The organism is Pedobacter africanus (genome assembly GCF_900176535.1).
Classification (GTDB): domain Bacteria; phylum Bacteroidota; class Bacteroidia; order Sphingobacteriales; family Sphingobacteriaceae; genus Pedobacter; species Pedobacter africanus.
Genome location: NZ_FWXT01000002.1, coordinates 257104 through 274258 on the forward strand (window position 1 = coordinate 257104; position 17155 = coordinate 274258).

A 17155-nucleotide genomic window follows, 5' to 3' on the forward strand; every position below is an offset into this window, starting at 1 on the left:
TCAAAATGAAGTTGATAAATATATTTCTTATCGTTCTTATGTTAGGGGTGGCTGTTGCCATCCCTTGCAAAGCACAAAAAAAAGCACCCATTCCGGTAATCTTTGAAACGGATATGGGAAATGATGTGGATGATGGGCTTGCACTGGCCATGCTGTTCAGGTATGCCGACCAGAAAAAGATTAATTTCCTTGGCATCAGCAATAATAAACAAAGTTTAAGTTCCCTGCAATTTATAGATCTGATGCGACGCCACTATGGTTACAGCCAGTTACCCATAGCAACCGTGCAAAATGGTGTAGAGGGTGAAGCTGAAGCCAGGAGCTTTGCCAGAAAGGTAATGGACTATAGGGAGCAGGGCCAGTTGCTATACCCGAGCAGCATACAAAAATATAGTGATGTCGAAAACGCTGTTCACTTTTATCGGCGTATGCTGGCCAAAGCTAAAGATACTTCTGTTGTGATTATTTCGGTGGGGTTCTCTACAAACCTTGCGGAACTGCTGGAATCTAAAGCCGATCAATATTCTAAACTGAACGGTTTGGAGCTGGTAAAACGAAAAGTGAAGTTTTTGAGTACAATGGCAGGAAATTTTAGTGCTCCAAGGCAGAAAGAATTTAATGTGATCAGTGACCTTGCTGCTGCGAGAAAAGTGTTTAATCGTTGGCCCACTGTTGTTTATGTTAGCCCATTTGAAGTAGGGGCAAGTGTTCATTTTCCTGCCACAGCTATAGAAGATAACCTTGGTTACCGCGGTAAGCAGCCCTTGGTTACCGCTTACAAAGCGTACATCACTATGCCCTATAACCGGGAAACCTGGGACCTGACTTCAGTTTTGTTTGCGGTAGAAAAATCAGCCCAGTATTTTAAGCAAAGTGCGCCCGGTAAATTTGTGGTGGATGAACAGGGCTATACCCAATTTAAAGAGGATAAGAAGGGAAAGCACTATTTTCTGCATACTCCCGGCGAATCACAACGTACTAAAATTAAAAACCGCTTTGTAGAATTAATCATGACTGCGAAGTCTGGGGCAACAGCACCGAAAAGTAATATTGACATTCAGGGCTTCCTGAATCCGGCATTGAAGTACCGGCCTTTAAGGATCATCCATGAACATCTGGATACCACCCTGATCAGGAACTTAAAAGAGCTGGGCTATGGTGGTGTAGTTACAAATGTATCGTACCAGGATTACCTGAGTTCTACACAAAACTGGGAGAAGTTTCGTTCCGATATTGCTTATGCAATTGATAAATTGGGTTTAAGGATATGGATTTACGACGAAAAGGGATATCCTAGCGGCGCAGCAGGTGGTATCGTATTGAAAGATGACCCATCAGCTCAGGCACTAGGTTTGTCTGTGATAACCAAACTCGTAAACAAAGGGGAACAGCTGGCTATACCATTTCCGCATGGGCATACCAGGTTCCTGGCAGCCTTTGCTTATCCAGAAGCTGGATATGACACCACTACGGTAGTAGACCTTAGCAAATATACCGATGCAAAAGGGAACCTGAAGTGGGCAGCGCCTAAAGGAAAAGGAAACTGGAAAGTGCAGTATTTTGTACAGAAACCTTTCTATGAAAACACCCACGCCACACACAATTGGTTTGAGCAAAGAAAAATGGTTAATCTGTTGGAAAAGAAGGCTACAGATAATTTTATTAAAGTTACACATGAACAGTATAAACATCATGTTGGGGATTACTTTGGAAAGGGAATTGAAGCTTTTTTTACGGATGAACCCTCCCTGGTTGGTGCCCACTTTTTGAACAGCAAACCACCTGTAACACCTGGAGTGCGCGATCAGCCAGATTTTAATATTCCCACCTTTCCAACCTTAAACTGGAGTGAAAGTTTGCTTGGCGAGTTTAAAAGAAGAAGAGGGTACGACTTGTATACTAAGCTTCCGTATTTGGTGCAAGGACAATCGGCAACTGCATTTAAGGTCAGGATAGATTATTACCAGACCTTAATGGAGCTGGTAGCGGAATGCTATTTTAAACCGCTGGAGGAATTTGCAGCAAATAATAATGTTGCTTCATCGGGGCATTTGCTACTGGAAGAGGACTTGTTTTACCATCCAATTTTTGAAGGAAGTTTGATGGAGATGTACAAGCATATGCAGTTTCCGGGAATAGATCTGCTTACCGCTTATCCATTGGTCGCAAAACGCTGGGGCGTTACCACTGCTAAGTTTGCCTCTTCGGTTGCCAATACATATGGTAAAAATCAGGTAATGAGCGAAATATCGAATGCATTCGATAGCAATGATGCAGGTATAAAAGGTCAAATGGCTGCGGTAGGTATTCAATTTGCCTATGGGGTTGACCTGTTTAATTCTTACTACAGGCATGATAAAATGAGTGTAGAAGAAAATAAGCAGTTTACGAATTACATTGGGAGGGTTGCTTATTTGATGGACCAGGGAAAAAGGCAACCACAGGTTGGGGTATATTACCCAATTGAGAGCATCTGGGCCAAAACCCTAATCCCCTTATCCATTGGAAGGGAACATTTCGATAAAGAGGCATTGCTTTTAAGCGATAATTTTACGGAACTGGGGCTGGCACTGATCGATCAGCACATTGACTTCAACTATGTAGATCGTGAAAAGCTGCCTGAACCCGGAAAAGAAATTAAAAAACTGATTATTCCAAAGCTGGGGGTATTGCAGAAAGAACAGCTGGATCACCTGATCAGACTAGCAGACCGGGGCTTGAAGCTTTACTTCCAGAATACTGAAATCCTTTTGCTAAATGGGAACGCTTTTGAGCAGGAGACCGTTTACCTTAAAGAAAAATTTGGCGCTTACAACAATGTCATTTTTTTGGACAATGTAACTCAGATCGCCGCGCAAATTTCGGCCGGTATGGATCCGGGATATCGAATTGAAGCCGGAACCGAAAATATTGTTGCTTTGGCTAAGTCTGGTAAAGCAGCAGAAGTATATCTGTTTGTGAATGCCGCCGATAAAGCACAGGACTTAAAGGTAAATTTTAAAAAAACTGATAAACGCTTGATGGTCTGGGATCCTGTATCCGGAATGGTAATACCAGGAAATACCCGGAGTACAGGCAATGGAGCTGTATTGGAACTACACCTTGACAAATGGCAGACACTATTGGTAACAATTGATAAATAAAACATGCAAGAATTAAACAGATATATCATGAGAACCGGACTGGTTTTATTGATTTTCTTAGTTAGCGCTTTTAATCTGGCAGCGCAATTTAAAGCGGGAAATTCAACACTTTCAAAAGGGTTTCTAACTCCGCCTGATTCTGTCAGGCCCTATGTCTACTGGTACTGGATAAACGATCATATCTCACCGGCTGGTGTGGTAAAGGACCTGGACGCAATGAAAAAGGTAGGGATTGGTGGTGCATTTATAGGCAATATAGGGCTTTCTAAGGAAGAAGGTACCTCTTTTGGACATGTAAAATTGTTTTCCGACCAATGGTGGAAAGCAACTGAGGCAGCTATGGAAACTGCAACAATGAACGGAATTACTTTGGGAATGTTCAATAGTCCGGGATGGAGCCAGAGCGGCGGCCCCTGGATAAAACCCGCCGCTTCTATGCGTTACATAGCAAGCAGGAAGGTAATGGTAAAAGGAGGGGAGCAACTTGCCATGAACATAATGCCGGTAAATAAGGATACGAGTTATTTGTTTACACTTGCCGTACCCGCTCCTGAGTACGCTGATTTTGATCTGAAACCTTATCAGCCCCAACTTACAACAGATGCAGCTATTGGTCAAATATCAAACTTAACGGATGGCGATTTTTTAAGTTCGTCTATGTTTTCTCCGGGCATTAAAAACAGCAGCATCCATATCAAACTAAAAAAGGCTTTAACACTCCGAAGTCTGGTCCTGCATCCCGCTGAGGTACCATTTTCTGCCGATGTACTGGTGCAGGCCATACGCCACGGTAAAATGGAAACAATTAAAACGTTTAGTATCAACAGGATTAATCCAAGTAAACAAGTTGGTTTTATCCCCTATGCGCCTTTAGCTATCGCCTTTGACCCCGTAAATTCAAACGAATTTAAGATTGTATTAAAAAACATAGAAGGGCAGGCAGGATTCAAAGAAATAAACTTGTCTCCGGCTGCTTACCTGGAAAATTACATGGAAAAGCAATTGGCTAAGATGTACGCAACCCCGCTTCCGCTTTGGCCGGAATATCAATGGCAAACACAAGGGGAAACCAAGGAGGCTCAATTGGTCATAGACCCGAAAAAAGTAATCAATTTAAAATCGTTTGTAAATGAACAGGGGCAGCTTAACTGGAATGTTCCTGCCGGAAAGTGGCTGATTATGAATTATTATCTGGCCACAACAGGTGTAACGAACAGCCCTGCATCTCCAGAAGGGAAAGGCCTGGAAGTAGATAAAATGGACCATAAAAAACTGGCTTCCCATTTTGATTCTTTTATTGGAAAAGTACTCAGCCGTGTACCCGAAGAAAAACGTAAAACCTTTAAATATTTAGTTGCCGACAGTTATGAAATGGGCTCCCAAAACTGGACTGACAGTTTACAGCATACCTTTAAACTCATTTACGGGTATGATCCCTTGCCATGGCTTCCCGTATTAACCGGTAATATCGTGGGAAGTGCTGATCAATCGGACAGGTTTTTATGGGACCTTAGAAGACTTGTTGCCGATCTGGTTGCTACCGAGTATGTTGGAGGTTTAAAAAAACTTGGCAACAAAGCAGGCCTTAGACTCTGGCTTGAAAATTATGGACATTGGGGGTTCCCGTCAGAGTTCTTAAAATACGGCGGAGCATCTGATGAGGTGGCAGGTGAATTTTGGAATGAAGGTCAACTGGGGAATATTGAAAATAAATCAGCATCCTCAGCAGCTCATATCTACGGTAAAAACAGGGTTTGGGCAGAATCCTTTACCGCTGGCGGTGGTGCATATACCCGATACCCGGCCTTATTAAAGAAAAGAGGTGACTGGTCTTTTACAGAAGGCGTTAACCAGACTTTATTGCACCTCTATATCCATCAGCCCGATGAATCAGGTTATCCAGGCCTGAATACATGGTTTAGTACAGAGTTTAACAGAAAAAATACCTGGTTTTATCAGGGCGCAGCTTTTATAGATTACTTGAGGAGATGTAATTATTTACTTCAGCAGGGCACTCCGGTAAATGATGTTGCCTATTTCATCGGAGAAGATGCACCTAAGATGACGGGAATCAGAAATCCAGAATTGCCTGAAGGTTACTCCTACGATTACATTAATGCAGATGTGATATTAAACAGGATAAGGGTTAGAAATGGAAAACTCCTGTTGCCAGAGGGCGTACAGTATAGCCTGTTGGTTCTTCCGCCGCTTAAAACCATGCGCCCTGCCTTGCTGGAAAAAATTGAGTCGCTGGTAAAGGATGGCGCTGTAGTATTGGGAAATGCGCCGGAAAGATCACCAAGTTTACAGGACTATCCGGAAGCGGATAAACGCATTCAAGCGCTTGCAGAAAAATTATGGGGCGGAACAGTACTGAAGAAAGGGATAAGAAAATATGGTAATGGCCTGGTTATGGAAGGTATTTCTATGCAGGAAGCACTTGACCATATTGGTCTGGCGCCCGATCTGAAATCTACCGCCGGCAACAAAATATTGTATAGCCATCGAAGTACCGAAGCACATGAACTGTATTTTATGACCAATCAATCTGATGGTGATATTGAATGCTCTGCTGTATTTAGAGTGGCTAATGCTCAGCCTTACTGGTGGGACCCGGTTACCGGAACCATCAGACATTTACCTGTTTTTAGGAATGCTGATGGTAAAACGTCTATTCCTTTCAGACTGGAAACCAATCAAAGTGGTTTTGTGGTTTTTAATAAAGGTGAATTGAAGAAGAGTTCAGGTACAAGGGAGAATTTTCCCCTAGCCAGTCATTTGCTTAGCTTATCGGCTCCATGGGAAGTGAGTTTTCTCAATTCTGCTATATCCGGAGGCCCCGAAAAACCAGTTGTGTTTAATGAGCTGATCAGCTGGTCAGACCACAGGGATGAGCGTATAAAGAACTTCTCTGGCTCAGCTGTATATAAATCAACCTTTAGCCTGAAAAAGGTGGGAGATCTGGAAGGAACAATCTACCTGAATACCGGGCACATTAATGGAATGGCCAGAATTAAAATTAATGGAGAGGATGTGGGCTCCGTATGGACAGCTCCCTGGCAGGTTGATATTTCAAAAGTCATTAAAGCAGGAAAGAACAATGTGGAGATAGAGGTGGTAAACACCTGGATAAACCGCTTAATAGGAGATAGTAAACTCGACGCGAAGAACAGGTTAACACGTACGGATATCATTAATCTTCCGGCAGATAACAAATACGAGCGATCGGGCTTAACCGGGCCGGTAAATGTGGTCAAGGTTCAGTATTAAATTATAAAATATTGAACGTGTGTTAAATCTATTTTAAATAACAAAAGAAATTAAAAAATGAACCCAATGATTTTAGTTGTAGGAAGCTCAAACACAGATATGGTTATAAAAACTGAACGCCTGCCTGCTGCAGGAGAAACAATTCTGGGCGGAGTTTTCTTTATGAACCCCGGGGGAAAGGGTGCAAATCAGGCAGTTGCAGCCGCCAGGCTTGGAGGAAATGTAACGTTTATATGTAAAACAGGAAATGATATCTTCGGCAAACAATCTGAGCAACTTTTCCGTGAGGAGGGAATCAATACAGATCATATGATATCGGATCCGGATAATCCTTCCGGCGTAGCCTTGATTACGGTAGATCAGCATGCTGAAAACTGTATTGTCGTTGCATCTGGTGCAAATGCAACGCTAAGTGTAAGCGATCTGGGGAACCTTGAGCAATTAATTGACCAGGCAAAAATAGTTTTGGTTCAATTGGAAATTCCCCTGGCCACGGTAACACATGTTGTACAAATGGCTGCCGCCAAAGGGGTAAAGGTTGTGCTTAACCCTGCACCTGCCTGCTATTTGCCGGATGCCCTGTTAAATAATGTTTCTGTTATTACGCCCAATAGAACAGAAGCGGAGCTACTATCCGGTATCGCTGTGAATGATATAGAAAACGCAAAGAAAGCAGCTCAGATTATCAAAGGGAAAGGTGTGGAAACAGTAATCCTGACTTTAGGAAAAGAAGGGGCTTTGATATTACATGATAATGAGTTTACGCATACGCATGCCCCCGTGGTGAAAGCTATCGATACTACTGCTGCCGGTGATGTTTTTAACGGCGCATTTACAGTCGCCTTATCGGAAAATAAAAGTATCGCTGATGCGGTAACTTTTGCCTGCAATGCTTCGGCAATATCCGTAACCCGTTTGGGGGCCCAATCATCTGCACCATCAAGAAACGAAATTATTGCAATATAAACCAGAATTAAAAAACGAAAAATATGTTTATCATCGAGAGTTATTCACTTGCGGTCGTATTTTGCCTTATCACTATGCTGTGTTGGGGATCATGGGCCAATACACAAAAAATGGCTGCCAGAACATGGCGCTTTGAACTGTTTTACTGGGATTATGTAATCGGTATTTTACTTTTTTCAATTGTTTCAGCTTTTACGCTGGGCAGTGTTGGTCATCAGGGACGTGATTTTCTGACGGATCTTAAACAGGCAGACAGCTCTAATGTAATAAGCGCTTTGTTTGGAGGCGTAATTTTTAACGCTGCGAATATTTTATTGTCGGCTGCCATAGCCATAGCTGGTATGTCTGTAGCCTTTCCATTGGCCATAGGCTTAGCATTGGTTTTGGGGGTTTTAATTAATTATACTGCTGCGCAAAAGGGAGATCCTATGTTGTTATTTGCAGGGGTGGCCTTAATCGTTGTGGCTATACTTCTGAATGCCATTGCCTATAAAAAGAAGAGCATGAGCGGGCAGAAGAAAGTATCTACAAAAGGAATAGGCCTCTGTATAACTGCGGGAGTGTTGATGGCTTTCTTTTACCGCTTTGTTGCGGGGGCCATGGACCTGGAGGATTTTATATCTCCGGCCGTAGGCAAAATGACCCCATATACAGCTGTGTTTATTTTTTCGCTGGGTATATTTTTAAGTAATTTTATATTCAATACAATCCTTATCAAAAGGCCGATTGCAGGTGAACCGACTAATTATAAAGCCTATTTTTCAGGAAGTTTTAGTACACATATGACAGGTGTATTGGGAGGGGCGATTTGGGGGCTGGGAAATTCATTGAATCTGATCGCTGCCGGAAAAGCAGGCCCTGCCATATCGTATGGATTGGGCCAGGGGGCAACACTTATTGCTGCATTATGGGGTGTTTTCATTTGGAAAGAATTCCGTAATTCGCCCCGGGGTACCAATGGTTTGCTAGCCGCAATGTTCTGTTTCTTTATTGCCGGGCTCGGTTTAGTGATTTTTGCAGGTTTGTAAACTTAGAATTCTAAATATATCTTTTCCATCGGAGCGTCTTTCAGCAATGACCACTTAATGTTTTCAAGTAAAAAAGTGTTTTTGCATCATTATTAATTTGCAAATGCCTTGCTTTTAGTTGCTGTAGTTGATCAGTATATGAGATTGCCGGTTTGGTGTATGGTACTCTCGGCATGACGTTAAAATAAAAAGCCCACCCTGAGCGCGCTGTTCTGTGGGAAGCGGGGTGAGCATGTTAGTTCAAAGATACGAGCTTTAAATAGGTTACCAGATTTTATGATTAATAATGTATTCTCATGTTCACAAAAGTATGCTTTAATGAAGTTCATTTAGATTCATTGGTTTATACGATGAATTTGTTATTTTGTCTAAATAATTTAGTAAATGTAATTGAAAATTTATATGAATGCCAAACACTCGTATGATGTTTTTAAAGATAAGGAGAGTGTCCGGAAATGGGAGATGTTAACAGAATTATATTTTGTAAAAAAACAGAATAATACGTCACCTGCTAAGGTTAACCCGTTCATTAAAATGATTGAGGATAAGAAGCGTATTGTTGATGCTATTAGGGCTGGTCAAGATTTGTCTAAATTAAAAGACATTAAATTTGTTACGCCACTATAATCTAACTCGAACAGAACAAGGATCTTATTTATTTACTACTGATGCTGGCTTCGAATACACAGCATTTTTTACATCTTACCAAATTTTTGATGAAGCCGGTAACAGCCATACGATCTATAATTTTGGATTTGACCGCAATTGTGCCAGACTCTGTTTCAGTATCAACTGGTTGATGTGCTGCATACTTTAACGTTTCCTGTTACTTTGGGCAGCGGTGACCGGCTTTTTCAGGAAGGAACGCAACAGGGTGATCAAGAAACTTGAGCCCCAGTAAGAAAAACTTATTATATTTATCTGGAAACAAAATGGGATGCTCAAAAAAAAAATCTTTATATACGCACAACACTTTAAGTTCGCCATCGCTCTTATCTTATTTGTAAGTCTTTATTTTATTTTAATCTTCTGGTCTAAAGGTTACAACCATTATCCTTTATATATGCTGGCTTTGTTTTTTAAAGCTATAGCTTATGGCTTGTCCCTTTTGGTAGAAAAAACCTTTTTTGAAGCAAGGGCCTACCATTACCGCAATCTGGGTTTTGGCTACAGGCGATTGTTTGGAACACTATTCTGGCTGGATTTGCTTTTATTCGTTTGCATGATCCTATTCAGTTACCTATGCAAGAGCTTTACGTAGATAGTGTGGCCCATCGCTATGGTAAGCACACTGTACTAAACAATGTGTACCTGAACTGTCAGATAGGAGAGGTTGTGGGCTTGCTCGGCAGAAATGGTTCAGGAAAGTCAACATTGCTGAAAATTATATTTGGCAGCATAGCTCCACGTTACATGCACATGAAACTGAATGGTAAACTGGTTAAAAAAGCTTACAGAACCGGATTGGTTGCCTATTTACCACAAGACTTTTTTGTCCCGGCAAGCTTGAAAGTACGGCAACTTGTTGAGCTGTACACCCATAAATACAAAGCGGACCTACTGCAGCAACAAACCATAGTGGATATCCTGGACAGGCGTATGGAAGAACTCTCTGGCGGACAAAGGCGCCTGATAGAATGTTTCCTGATTCTGTATAGCGATAGTGATTTTGTTTTACTCGATGAGCCCTTTTCTCAGCTTGCACCAGTAATTATCGAAGAAATGCAAAAACACATCAGCAAGTTTAAGGCCCTTAAGGGAATTATATTAACCGATCATTACTATCAGCATATCCTTGATGCCTCAGACCGAATTGTTCTTTTGCACAATGGCTGTAATTACAAAATAAACTGCATTGAAGATCTGCAGCTTCATGGGTACATTGCTCATCTTCACTAACTCAGTAAGGATTTGATTGTTTACGGAAAATGGACTATCTTTTGCTATTGTTTTGGATATTTATAACCGGCATTTACTTTGACAGAACCTCAGCAAAAAAAAACAGGAAGACTTCTTCGGATCATTAAGTTATCTATTGCCAGACGATTTGATCTGCATTTGGATAAAGCTGATGAGGATGATGTTGTGCTCTCCATCAAAAAGAATTCAGATTTTGTAGGAGCAAACCTGTGGACACTTATTTTTGCCATTTTGATCGCTTCTATAGGTTTGAATGTCAACTCAACCGCCGTTATTATTGGAGCAATGCTCATCTCGCCGTTGATGGGGCCTATTATGGGTATTGGGCTTGGGGTAGGTACCAATGATTTTGAGCTGGTTAAAAAGGGGCTCCGCAACTTGCTGATCGCTACTTTGATCAGTGTGGTGGTCTCGACCATTTACTTTTGGATAACCCCACTGCATGACGCGCAAAGTGAACTGCTGGCCAGAACTACGCCCTCTATCTGGGATGTGTTTATAGCCTTTTTGGGAGGGCTTGCCGGAATAGTAGCCGGAACCCGTAAGGAAAAGAGTAACGTAATCCCGGGGGTAGCCATTGCTACGGCATTGATGCCGCCTTTATGTACAGCTGGTTTTGGCCTGGCTTCGGGCAATTTTTATTATTTTCTGGGGGCTATTTACCTGTATTTTATCAATAGTGTGTTTATTTGTATCAGTACTTATTTAATTGTACGCTTTCTGCGTTTTGGCAAAAAACATTTTGAGGATCAGGAAACAGAAAGAAAGGTGAGCCGCTACATTATGATCATTGTTGCCATAGCTGTATTACCTAGTATATACCTTGCCTATGGTATTGTCGATAAAAGTATTTTTGAGAATAATGCACAAAAGTTTATCAGTGAACAATTTCAATTTAAGAATACACAGGTGGTAAACAGATCGCTCAAATATAACCGCTCAAAAGGAAATGAAATAGATTTGCTGCTCATTGGATATGAGCTTTCAAAATCGAGGATGGATTCTATAAGAAGCGGCATGTCTGCCTATAAACTTGGCGGCACGAAGTTAATCATACGCCAGGGTTTGAATGCAAAACAGGAAATTGATTTTTCGCAGATCAAAGCCAGTATCCTGGAAGATGTGTTTAAAAAGGATTCCTCTGCTAAGATCTCCAATCCGCAAGAGTCTTTGCTGGCAAAACCACTGCCGGATATCCGATCAGAACTCAAGGTCCTTTATCCGGAAATGCGGGACTATACTGCTGCCAATGTGGTGGTAGACAGGCTGGATAAAACAGGAAAAGATACACTGACTATGGTGGTGGCAGGATTCTCTAAGCCCGTTAAGCGTGCAGATCGTGTTAAACTCAATCAATGGCTAAAAACAAGATTACAGGTAGATTCGTTAAGGTTATTGATCCCTTGATCCTGTTTTTAGTGATTGGATGTTTATGAATGCAATCAGAACCCCATATTTAGCCTGGTCCATAAATGTCGGTTCTTGAAGGGGTGTTTACCACTCTTCGGTATTTTTAATACCAAGCGCATTGGCATTAAAAACAGGGTCTTTGCCGGCTCTACGCTGCTGCTGGTAATCTTTAAATGCTTTTAAGGCGGGTTTTCTGAGTAATAGAATAGCAATAACATTTAACCAGGCCATTACACCTACGCCTATATCTCCTAAAGTCCATGCAGCTTCGGCAGTTTTGACTGAACCATAAAATGTGGCTGCAAGAATTAAAATGCGCAATGCCCATACTGCCCACTTGTTACCTTTTTTATCCAGGTAGCTGAGATTGGTCTCGGCAATATAATAGTAGGCCATAATGGTGGTGAAGGCAAAAAACAAAAGTGAAATGGCTACAAAGCCTGCACCAAGCGAAGGAAAATGTGAGTTAACTGCATACTGTGTATATTCTGCGCCTATTTTTGCGCCCGGCAGGTTTTCTATGATAAATCCGCCTTCGGGATTGATGACATTATATTTCCCGGTAAACAGGATCATAAATGCAGTAGCGGTACATACAAAAAGGGTGTCTACATATACAGAAAAGGCTTGTACCAGTCCTTGTTTTACCGGGTGACTTACTTCGGCAGCTGCGGCTGCGTGTGGCGCGGTGCCCTGTCCGGCTTCATTGGAATAAATGCCTCTTTTTACGCCCCAGGCTATAGCCATTCCAAATACACCGGCAAATGCCGGTTCCAGGCTAAAGGCTGATTTTATAATCAGCATTATTACTGCCGGGATTTGGTGGATGTGCATTGCCATAATGATGATGGCCATTAAGATATAGGCACCAGCCATAAAAGGTACAACGATCTCGGCCACTTTTCCAATTCTTTTTACCCCACCAAAGATGATGAGCCCCAGTAAAAATGCTACGGCCAAACCAGTATAGGCAACAGGAACCTCGAAAGCATTATGCATGCTCAGGGCTATGCTGTTGCTTTGAACGCCGGGTAAAAATAATGCGGTACTTAATATGGTGGCTACTGCAAATACCATGGCGTACCATTTGATGCCCAATCCTTTTTCAATGTAGAATGCCGGGCCACCGCGGTACTGGCCGTTATTAACTTGTTTGTAAATCTGCCCTAAAGTAGCTTCAATAAATGCAGATGAACTTCCTAAAAAGGCAATCAGCCACATCCAGAACACCGCTCCCGGGCCACCCATGGCAATTGCGGTTGCCACTCCTGCTATATTTCCGGTACCGATACGACCGGAAATGGCAATGGCAAATGCCTGAAAAGAACTTACGCCTTTGGATGAACTGTTACCTTTGAAAAGCAGGGAAAGCATTTCTTTGAGGTATCGGAGCTGTACAAAGCGGGTAACAATCGAAAAATAAATGCCTGCTCCCATACAGAGCAGAATGAGCGCATTGCTCCAGATCAGGTCGTTTACTTTACCAATGATTTCTTCCATGGGTTAAAATAACGGATTATTTTTAAAAGAACTTCTATAAAGCATAGAGAAGGTAAAAAATTGCTTGACAAATCGTAGCAGAACACGATTATGAAGGAATGGCAGTTGCCTATGGTTCGGAGATTCTCCCTTCGCATTATGCCGTGACAACTGAGGAAATTGAAGTGGGGGTGATTGGCCATTAAGGCCATCATAACAGGCGGGTTTTAATTTTGTTCTGACCTGCATATTTTAGGCGGAGTGGTCCCTCAGACGCGTTTATTATTCTTTGTCCTTCTGGGGATGGAGCAGTTCGGCACACTTTTTCAGCGTTACATTCAGAGCTTCATTTAATTCCCGTGATTTCTTTTTCAAGGCTGCGCCTTTACGGGAAAGGGCACGCATTTTACGGGTGTAATCGTGTGCTTTTAAAGAGTCGAGGGTAAACTTCATGGGCTTTCGATTTTAATCAAGTTAAACAAATTAAATCTTAAATCCATATTTTGTTGAAAACTTCAACTTTAATCGGGTAACATCGGTGGTTGCTGTGCCGGCGTGTCGCGTTCTAATGTTTAAGCAATACCTCTTAACAACAGTCGTTTGCGTTTTTACAGAACAATATTGCGTTGGAATTGTAATACAGATAAATAAGAATGGAGCTGGCGTCATGAAAGATAGAACCACGGATATGAATGAAGATCATATAACCGATGATTTAGTGATGAGTGAGGTTAAGTTGAAAGTAATCGGTTGTGGTGATGCCTTCGGTAGTGGCGGGAGGCTGAATACTTGTTTTTATGTGGACGCTGGCTCCGTTCGTTTTTTGGTGGATTGTGGTGCAAGCAGTTTGCCTGGGCTGAAACAACACGGCATTCAAGTGGATGATATCGACGCGATTGTGATCAGTCATTTTCATGGGGATCATTACGGGGGCCTGCCTTTCGTTTTGCTGGATGCAGCGGTTAATGGCAGGATCAAAACGTTGCAGATCATCAGCCCCGTTGGCGGTCAACGGCGGATTGCCGCTTTACTGGATCTGCTTTATCCGGGGACTGAAGTGTTGGAAAGACTGGATGTAGAATTTTTGGAGTACCGTGCGAATGAAGTAATAGATTTCGGAAACTGGCGTGTACAGGCTTTTGATGTAATTCATTCTGAAAGGGCTTTGCCTCATGGTCTGCGGATTGAGGTATTGGATAAGGTGATTGCTTATTCTGGCGATACTTCCTGGACGGAAACATTGTTTACCTTAAGTGAGCAGGCCGATATATTTATCTGTGAGTGCAATTTCCTTGACAGCCAGGTGAAAGGGCATATGAATTACCTGGAGCTGGAAAGGCGTTTCCCTGAATTTTCCTGTAGGAGGATGCTATTGACACATTTTGATCAGCAGATGCTGGACAGGTTAGATGAGATTAAGGTAGAATGGCTGAGCGATGGGTTGGAATTGGTAATCTAAACCTTATTTTTGGCAGCGTTGCTCCAGGCCTGGGCAGGCATAATTAGCATGGTATGAAAAAACAAAAGATAATGGAAGCGGGGTTATATCTGCAAGGCCAAAGTCTTGAGCAAGAAAAATCTTATGCAGAGGCAGCCAGGCAATACGAAAAGATTTTAAAGAGCAACCCAATTCATATTGATGCCAATAACCGGCTGATGATCGTTTATCGCAAACTTAAGGAATACAAAAAGGAATTCGCGCTTATTATTAAGGCCATTTCCGCCCATGAAAAGAGAATAGAAGAGAATCAGCGACAATGGATTAAAGAACACAGCAAAATGGCAACGCTGTCCAGGCCTTTGGCAAAAAGCCTTGGTTTGTTAACTACAAAAGGTCTGCCGGTACAGGAAAATGAACTGCTAGACAGATGGAAACGACGGAAAGCAATTCTTTCGAAAAAGTTGAAGTCCCATTCAAACAAATAATTTGTATCTTCAGCCGTCAAATATTTAACGCTCATGAGCTCACTTAAATCCACCTTAGGTAAAAAGACAGGTCAGCAACTACTTTATACTATTGCGGATTGGAAACCAATTAAGAATACATGAGTTTTTTAACCGCTGAATGGATTTCGGGAAAATCTCCTGGTTCACAGGATAATGTAATTTAAAGCGCATGCAGAAGGCACACAAGAAGCTTAGTGTTTTTAACTGGAGCGGAGGGAAGGACAGTACCCTGGCTTTGCATTATGCCCTGCACAGCGAACATTTCGATATCAGGTACCTACTCACTACTGTAAACGAAGCCCACAACCGGGTAAGTATGCATGGGGTAAGGGAAAGCCTGTTGATTAAACAGGCCAACAGCCTTGGGATTCCGCTATACCAGGTGAGGCTGCCAGAAGCCCCGGATATGGCTACTTATGAACAGGAGATGAACAAACACATGGGCTTGCTGAAGTCTGAGGGCATTACGCATTCCTTATTCGGCGACTTGTTTCTGGAGGATCTGAAGGTTTACAGGGAAAATAAGCTTGCAGAAGTTGATTTAAAGGCAGAATTCCCCATATGGAAAAAAGATACCACGCAGGTTATTCATGAATTTATCGCTTTAGGTTATAAGACAGTAGTAGCATGCGCAAAGGAAGGTCTGGAAGATTTCTGCGGCAGGGTAATTGACAAAGATTTTATTGCTGATCTTCCCGCGGGAATAGACCCCTGCGGTGAAAACGGTGAGTTCCATACCTTCGCATTTGAAGGCCCACTGTTTAAAAGGCCTATTGATTTTACTTTAGGCGAAAAGGTATTTAAAACCTATCCGGCCCCGGAAGGGGGAAACCCTTCGGGTTATTGGTATATAGATCTCATTGGGTAAGATTCTTTGGACCGAACTGCCGGATGGTGATTTATGAGAAACCAAATGAATTATTTTATGTAGGGACATCTTTCATTAAGTTTAAATTAACACACAGTATGAAATACATATGAGAGCTTAGCTTTTGTTTTAATTTTCCTTCCGGCTCTTTTGAAAGAGATTTAAAACTTTTTAATCTCGCAGAGGTTTATGCCTGTATCTATTAGGTATGATCTTCAACACTATCAATGATCGCGATGAATAAGAATGTTGAGCACTTTTACGATAAGGTTATGGATTATGAGGGGAAAAAGCTGGCGGTCCATAAGGATGATGCCGGAAAGGTAACTGCACTAAACCCAACCTGTACCCACGCGGGCTGTACGGTTCAGTTTAATGCTGCTGAGCAAAGCTGGGACTGTCCGTGTCACGGAGGAAGGTTTGATGTTTCCAGAAAAGCGTTGACGGGGCCACCAACTATAGATCTGGAAACGGTGTTTAGAAAAGATAATTTTCATGAAGTTGATGTTATTAAAAGTTGATAAGGTTATGAAGAAAAAATCACAAAGCAAATTTGAAAATATAGCCACCCGGATCACCTGCTGGACGGGAAGTTCCCTTGCATTTGGAATTGCAGTAGGGGTAGTACTTACCTGGATTATATCTGGTCCTTTTTTCCATTATTCTGATACCTGGCAGTTGGTGATCAATACTGGTACCACTATTGTTACTTTTCTGATGGTGTTTTTGATCCAGAAATCCCAGAACAAAGATGGCAAAGCCATACAGCTTAAATTAAATGAGCTAATTGCTGCGAGTCGGCATGCCAGTAACCGCATGGTAGACATCGAGGACCTCACTGAACTCGAGTTGGATGTTTTGCATAAGTATTATGCTAAACTTTCTGAGAAAGCAGAGGCTGACGATGACATTCACAAATCGCATTCTATAGATAAAGCTAACCAGGAGGCGAATACCAGGCAGGTTTTAAATGGCAATGATATTAGTAACGCTAACAATGGGGATGATGTGCTGGGCCTAAGTCCTGCTAAAGTAGAAAATAAATAGCAACCTATGACAGTGTTTTGGGGCATAGTTTGGCCAGCTGCTCTGCGTTGTTTCTGCCTCAAAAAGACAATGGTCAG

General features: G+C 42.1%; 14 protein-coding genes. 12 read left to right on the forward strand and 2 right to left on the reverse strand.

Features of this window, described 5'->3' with window-relative positions; translation table 11 throughout:
- The first annotated feature begins 5 nt into the window (after nucleotides 1-5).
- The 7 genes from B9A91_RS15440 (at nucleotide 6) to B9A91_RS15475 (ending at nucleotide 11734) form a co-directional block, all read left to right on the forward strand.
- Nucleotides 6-3143, forward strand: a complete 3138-nt coding sequence (locus B9A91_RS15440; protein WP_159451709.1) for a glycosyl hydrolase — start codon at nucleotides 6-8, stop codon at nucleotides 3141-3143.
- Nucleotides 3144-3170: 27 nt separating this feature from the next.
- Nucleotides 3171-6413: a glycosyl hydrolase gene (locus tag B9A91_RS15445; protein ID WP_159451710.1), complete on the forward strand. Its 3243-nt coding sequence runs from the start codon at nucleotides 3171-3173 to the stop codon at nucleotides 6411-6413.
- Nucleotides 6414-6479: 66 nt separating this feature from the next.
- Nucleotides 6480-7379 carry a ribokinase gene (gene rbsK, locus B9A91_RS15450; protein ID WP_200815672.1) on the forward strand — a complete coding sequence of 300 codons (900 nt, stop codon included), beginning with the start codon at nucleotides 6480-6482 and terminating at the stop codon, nucleotides 7377-7379.
- Nucleotides 7380-7489: 110 nt separating this feature from the next.
- Complete coding sequence (locus tag B9A91_RS15455; RefSeq protein WP_235012575.1) at nucleotides 7490-8407, forward strand: GRP family sugar transporter; 918 nt, start codon at nucleotides 7490-7492, stop codon at nucleotides 8405-8407.
- A 402-nt stretch (nucleotides 8408-8809) separates the two neighbouring features.
- Nucleotides 8810-9034, forward strand: coding sequence for a hypothetical protein (locus tag B9A91_RS15460; protein ID WP_084239918.1), 225 nt, complete (start codon nucleotides 8810-8812; stop codon nucleotides 9032-9034).
- Between the two features lie 615 nt (nucleotides 9035-9649).
- A complete protein-coding gene (locus tag B9A91_RS15470; protein WP_084239920.1) occupies nucleotides 9650-10306 on the forward strand; it encodes an ATP-binding cassette domain-containing protein in 657 nt (218 codons plus the stop codon).
- Nucleotides 10307-10384: 78 nt separating this feature from the next.
- A complete protein-coding gene (locus B9A91_RS15475; RefSeq protein ID WP_084239921.1) occupies nucleotides 10385-11734 on the forward strand; it encodes a TIGR00341 family protein in 1350 nt (449 codons plus the stop codon).
- Between the two features lie 87 nt (nucleotides 11735-11821).
- Here the strand turns inward: B9A91_RS15475 and B9A91_RS15480 are convergent, their stop codons facing one another.
- Both B9A91_RS15480 and B9A91_RS24155 read right to left on the reverse strand, forming a co-directional pair.
- Nucleotides 11822-13237: an alanine/glycine:cation symporter family protein gene (locus B9A91_RS15480; protein WP_084239922.1), complete on the reverse strand. Its 1416-nt coding sequence runs from the start codon at nucleotides 13235-13237 to the stop codon at nucleotides 11822-11824.
- Nucleotides 13238-13498: 261 nt separating this feature from the next.
- Nucleotides 13499-13669 (reverse strand): hypothetical protein, encoded by a 171-nt coding sequence (locus B9A91_RS24155; protein WP_159451711.1) that lies wholly within the window; start codon nucleotides 13667-13669, stop codon nucleotides 13499-13501.
- A gap of 214 nt (nucleotides 13670-13883) precedes the next feature.
- Between B9A91_RS24155 and B9A91_RS15485 the strand changes: the two genes are divergently transcribed.
- The 5 genes from B9A91_RS15485 to B9A91_RS15505 all read left to right on the forward strand — a co-directional run bounded on the left by B9A91_RS15485 (nucleotide 13884) and on the right by B9A91_RS15505 (nucleotide 17078).
- A complete protein-coding gene (locus tag B9A91_RS15485) occupies nucleotides 13884-14675 on the forward strand; it encodes an MBL fold metallo-hydrolase (RefSeq protein ID WP_159451712.1) in 792 nt (263 codons plus the stop codon).
- A gap of 53 nt (nucleotides 14676-14728) precedes the next feature.
- Complete coding sequence (locus tag B9A91_RS15490; protein ID WP_084239924.1) at nucleotides 14729-15142, forward strand: tetratricopeptide repeat protein; 414 nt, start codon at nucleotides 14729-14731, stop codon at nucleotides 15140-15142.
- 190 nt (nucleotides 15143-15332) lie between these two features.
- Nucleotides 15333-16031, forward strand: coding sequence for a Dph6-related ATP pyrophosphatase (locus tag B9A91_RS15495; protein WP_084239925.1), 699 nt, complete (start codon nucleotides 15333-15335; stop codon nucleotides 16029-16031).
- A gap of 236 nt (nucleotides 16032-16267) precedes the next feature.
- Entirely contained in the window at nucleotides 16268-16552 is a 285-nt protein-coding gene (locus B9A91_RS15500; RefSeq protein ID WP_235012576.1) for a Rieske 2Fe-2S domain-containing protein, read from the forward strand.
- Nucleotides 16553-16559: 7 nt separating this feature from the next.
- Nucleotides 16560-17078, forward strand: a complete 519-nt coding sequence (locus B9A91_RS15505; protein ID WP_084240249.1) for a low affinity iron permease family protein — start codon at nucleotides 16560-16562, stop codon at nucleotides 17076-17078.
- Nucleotides 17079-17155: the final 77 nt, after the last annotated feature.

What these genes read in the sequence shown, in the direction of transcription:
- B9A91_RS15460 (WP_084239918.1), top strand. Translation starts at nt 8,810, where the DNA reads ATGAATGCCAAACACTCGTATGATGTTTTTAAAGATAAGGAGAGTGTC.
- B9A91_RS15455 (WP_235012575.1), top strand. Translation starts at nt 7,490, where the DNA reads ATGGCTGCCAGAACATGGCGCTTTGAACTGTTTTACTGGGATTATGTA.
- B9A91_RS24155 (WP_159451711.1), bottom strand. Translation starts at nt 13,669, where the DNA reads ATGAAGTTTACCCTCGACTCTTTAAAAGCACACGATTACACCCGTAAA.
- B9A91_RS15490 (WP_084239924.1), top strand. Translation starts at nt 14,729, where the DNA reads ATGAAAAAACAAAAGATAATGGAAGCGGGGTTATATCTGCAAGGCCAA.
- B9A91_RS15440 (WP_159451709.1), top strand. Translation starts at nt 6, where the DNA reads ATGAAGTTGATAAATATATTTCTTATCGTTCTTATGTTAGGGGTGGCT.
- B9A91_RS15445 (WP_159451710.1), top strand. Translation starts at nt 3,171, where the DNA reads ATGAGAACCGGACTGGTTTTATTGATTTTCTTAGTTAGCGCTTTTAAT.
- B9A91_RS15480 (WP_084239922.1), bottom strand. Translation starts at nt 13,237, where the DNA reads ATGGAAGAAATCATTGGTAAAGTAAACGACCTGATCTGGAGCAATGCG.
- B9A91_RS15470 (WP_084239920.1), top strand. Translation starts at nt 9,650, where the DNA reads ATGCAAGAGCTTTACGTAGATAGTGTGGCCCATCGCTATGGTAAGCAC.
- B9A91_RS15505 (WP_084240249.1), top strand. Translation starts at nt 16,560, where the DNA reads ATGAAGAAAAAATCACAAAGCAAATTTGAAAATATAGCCACCCGGATC.
- B9A91_RS15485 (WP_159451712.1), top strand. Translation starts at nt 13,884, where the DNA reads ATGAAAGATAGAACCACGGATATGAATGAAGATCATATAACCGATGAT.
- rbsK (WP_200815672.1), top strand. Translation starts at nt 6,480, where the DNA reads ATGATTTTAGTTGTAGGAAGCTCAAACACAGATATGGTTATAAAAACT.
- B9A91_RS15500 (WP_235012576.1), top strand. Translation starts at nt 16,268, where the DNA reads ATGAATAAGAATGTTGAGCACTTTTACGATAAGGTTATGGATTATGAG.
- B9A91_RS15495 (WP_084239925.1), top strand. Translation starts at nt 15,333, where the DNA reads ATGCAGAAGGCACACAAGAAGCTTAGTGTTTTTAACTGGAGCGGAGGG.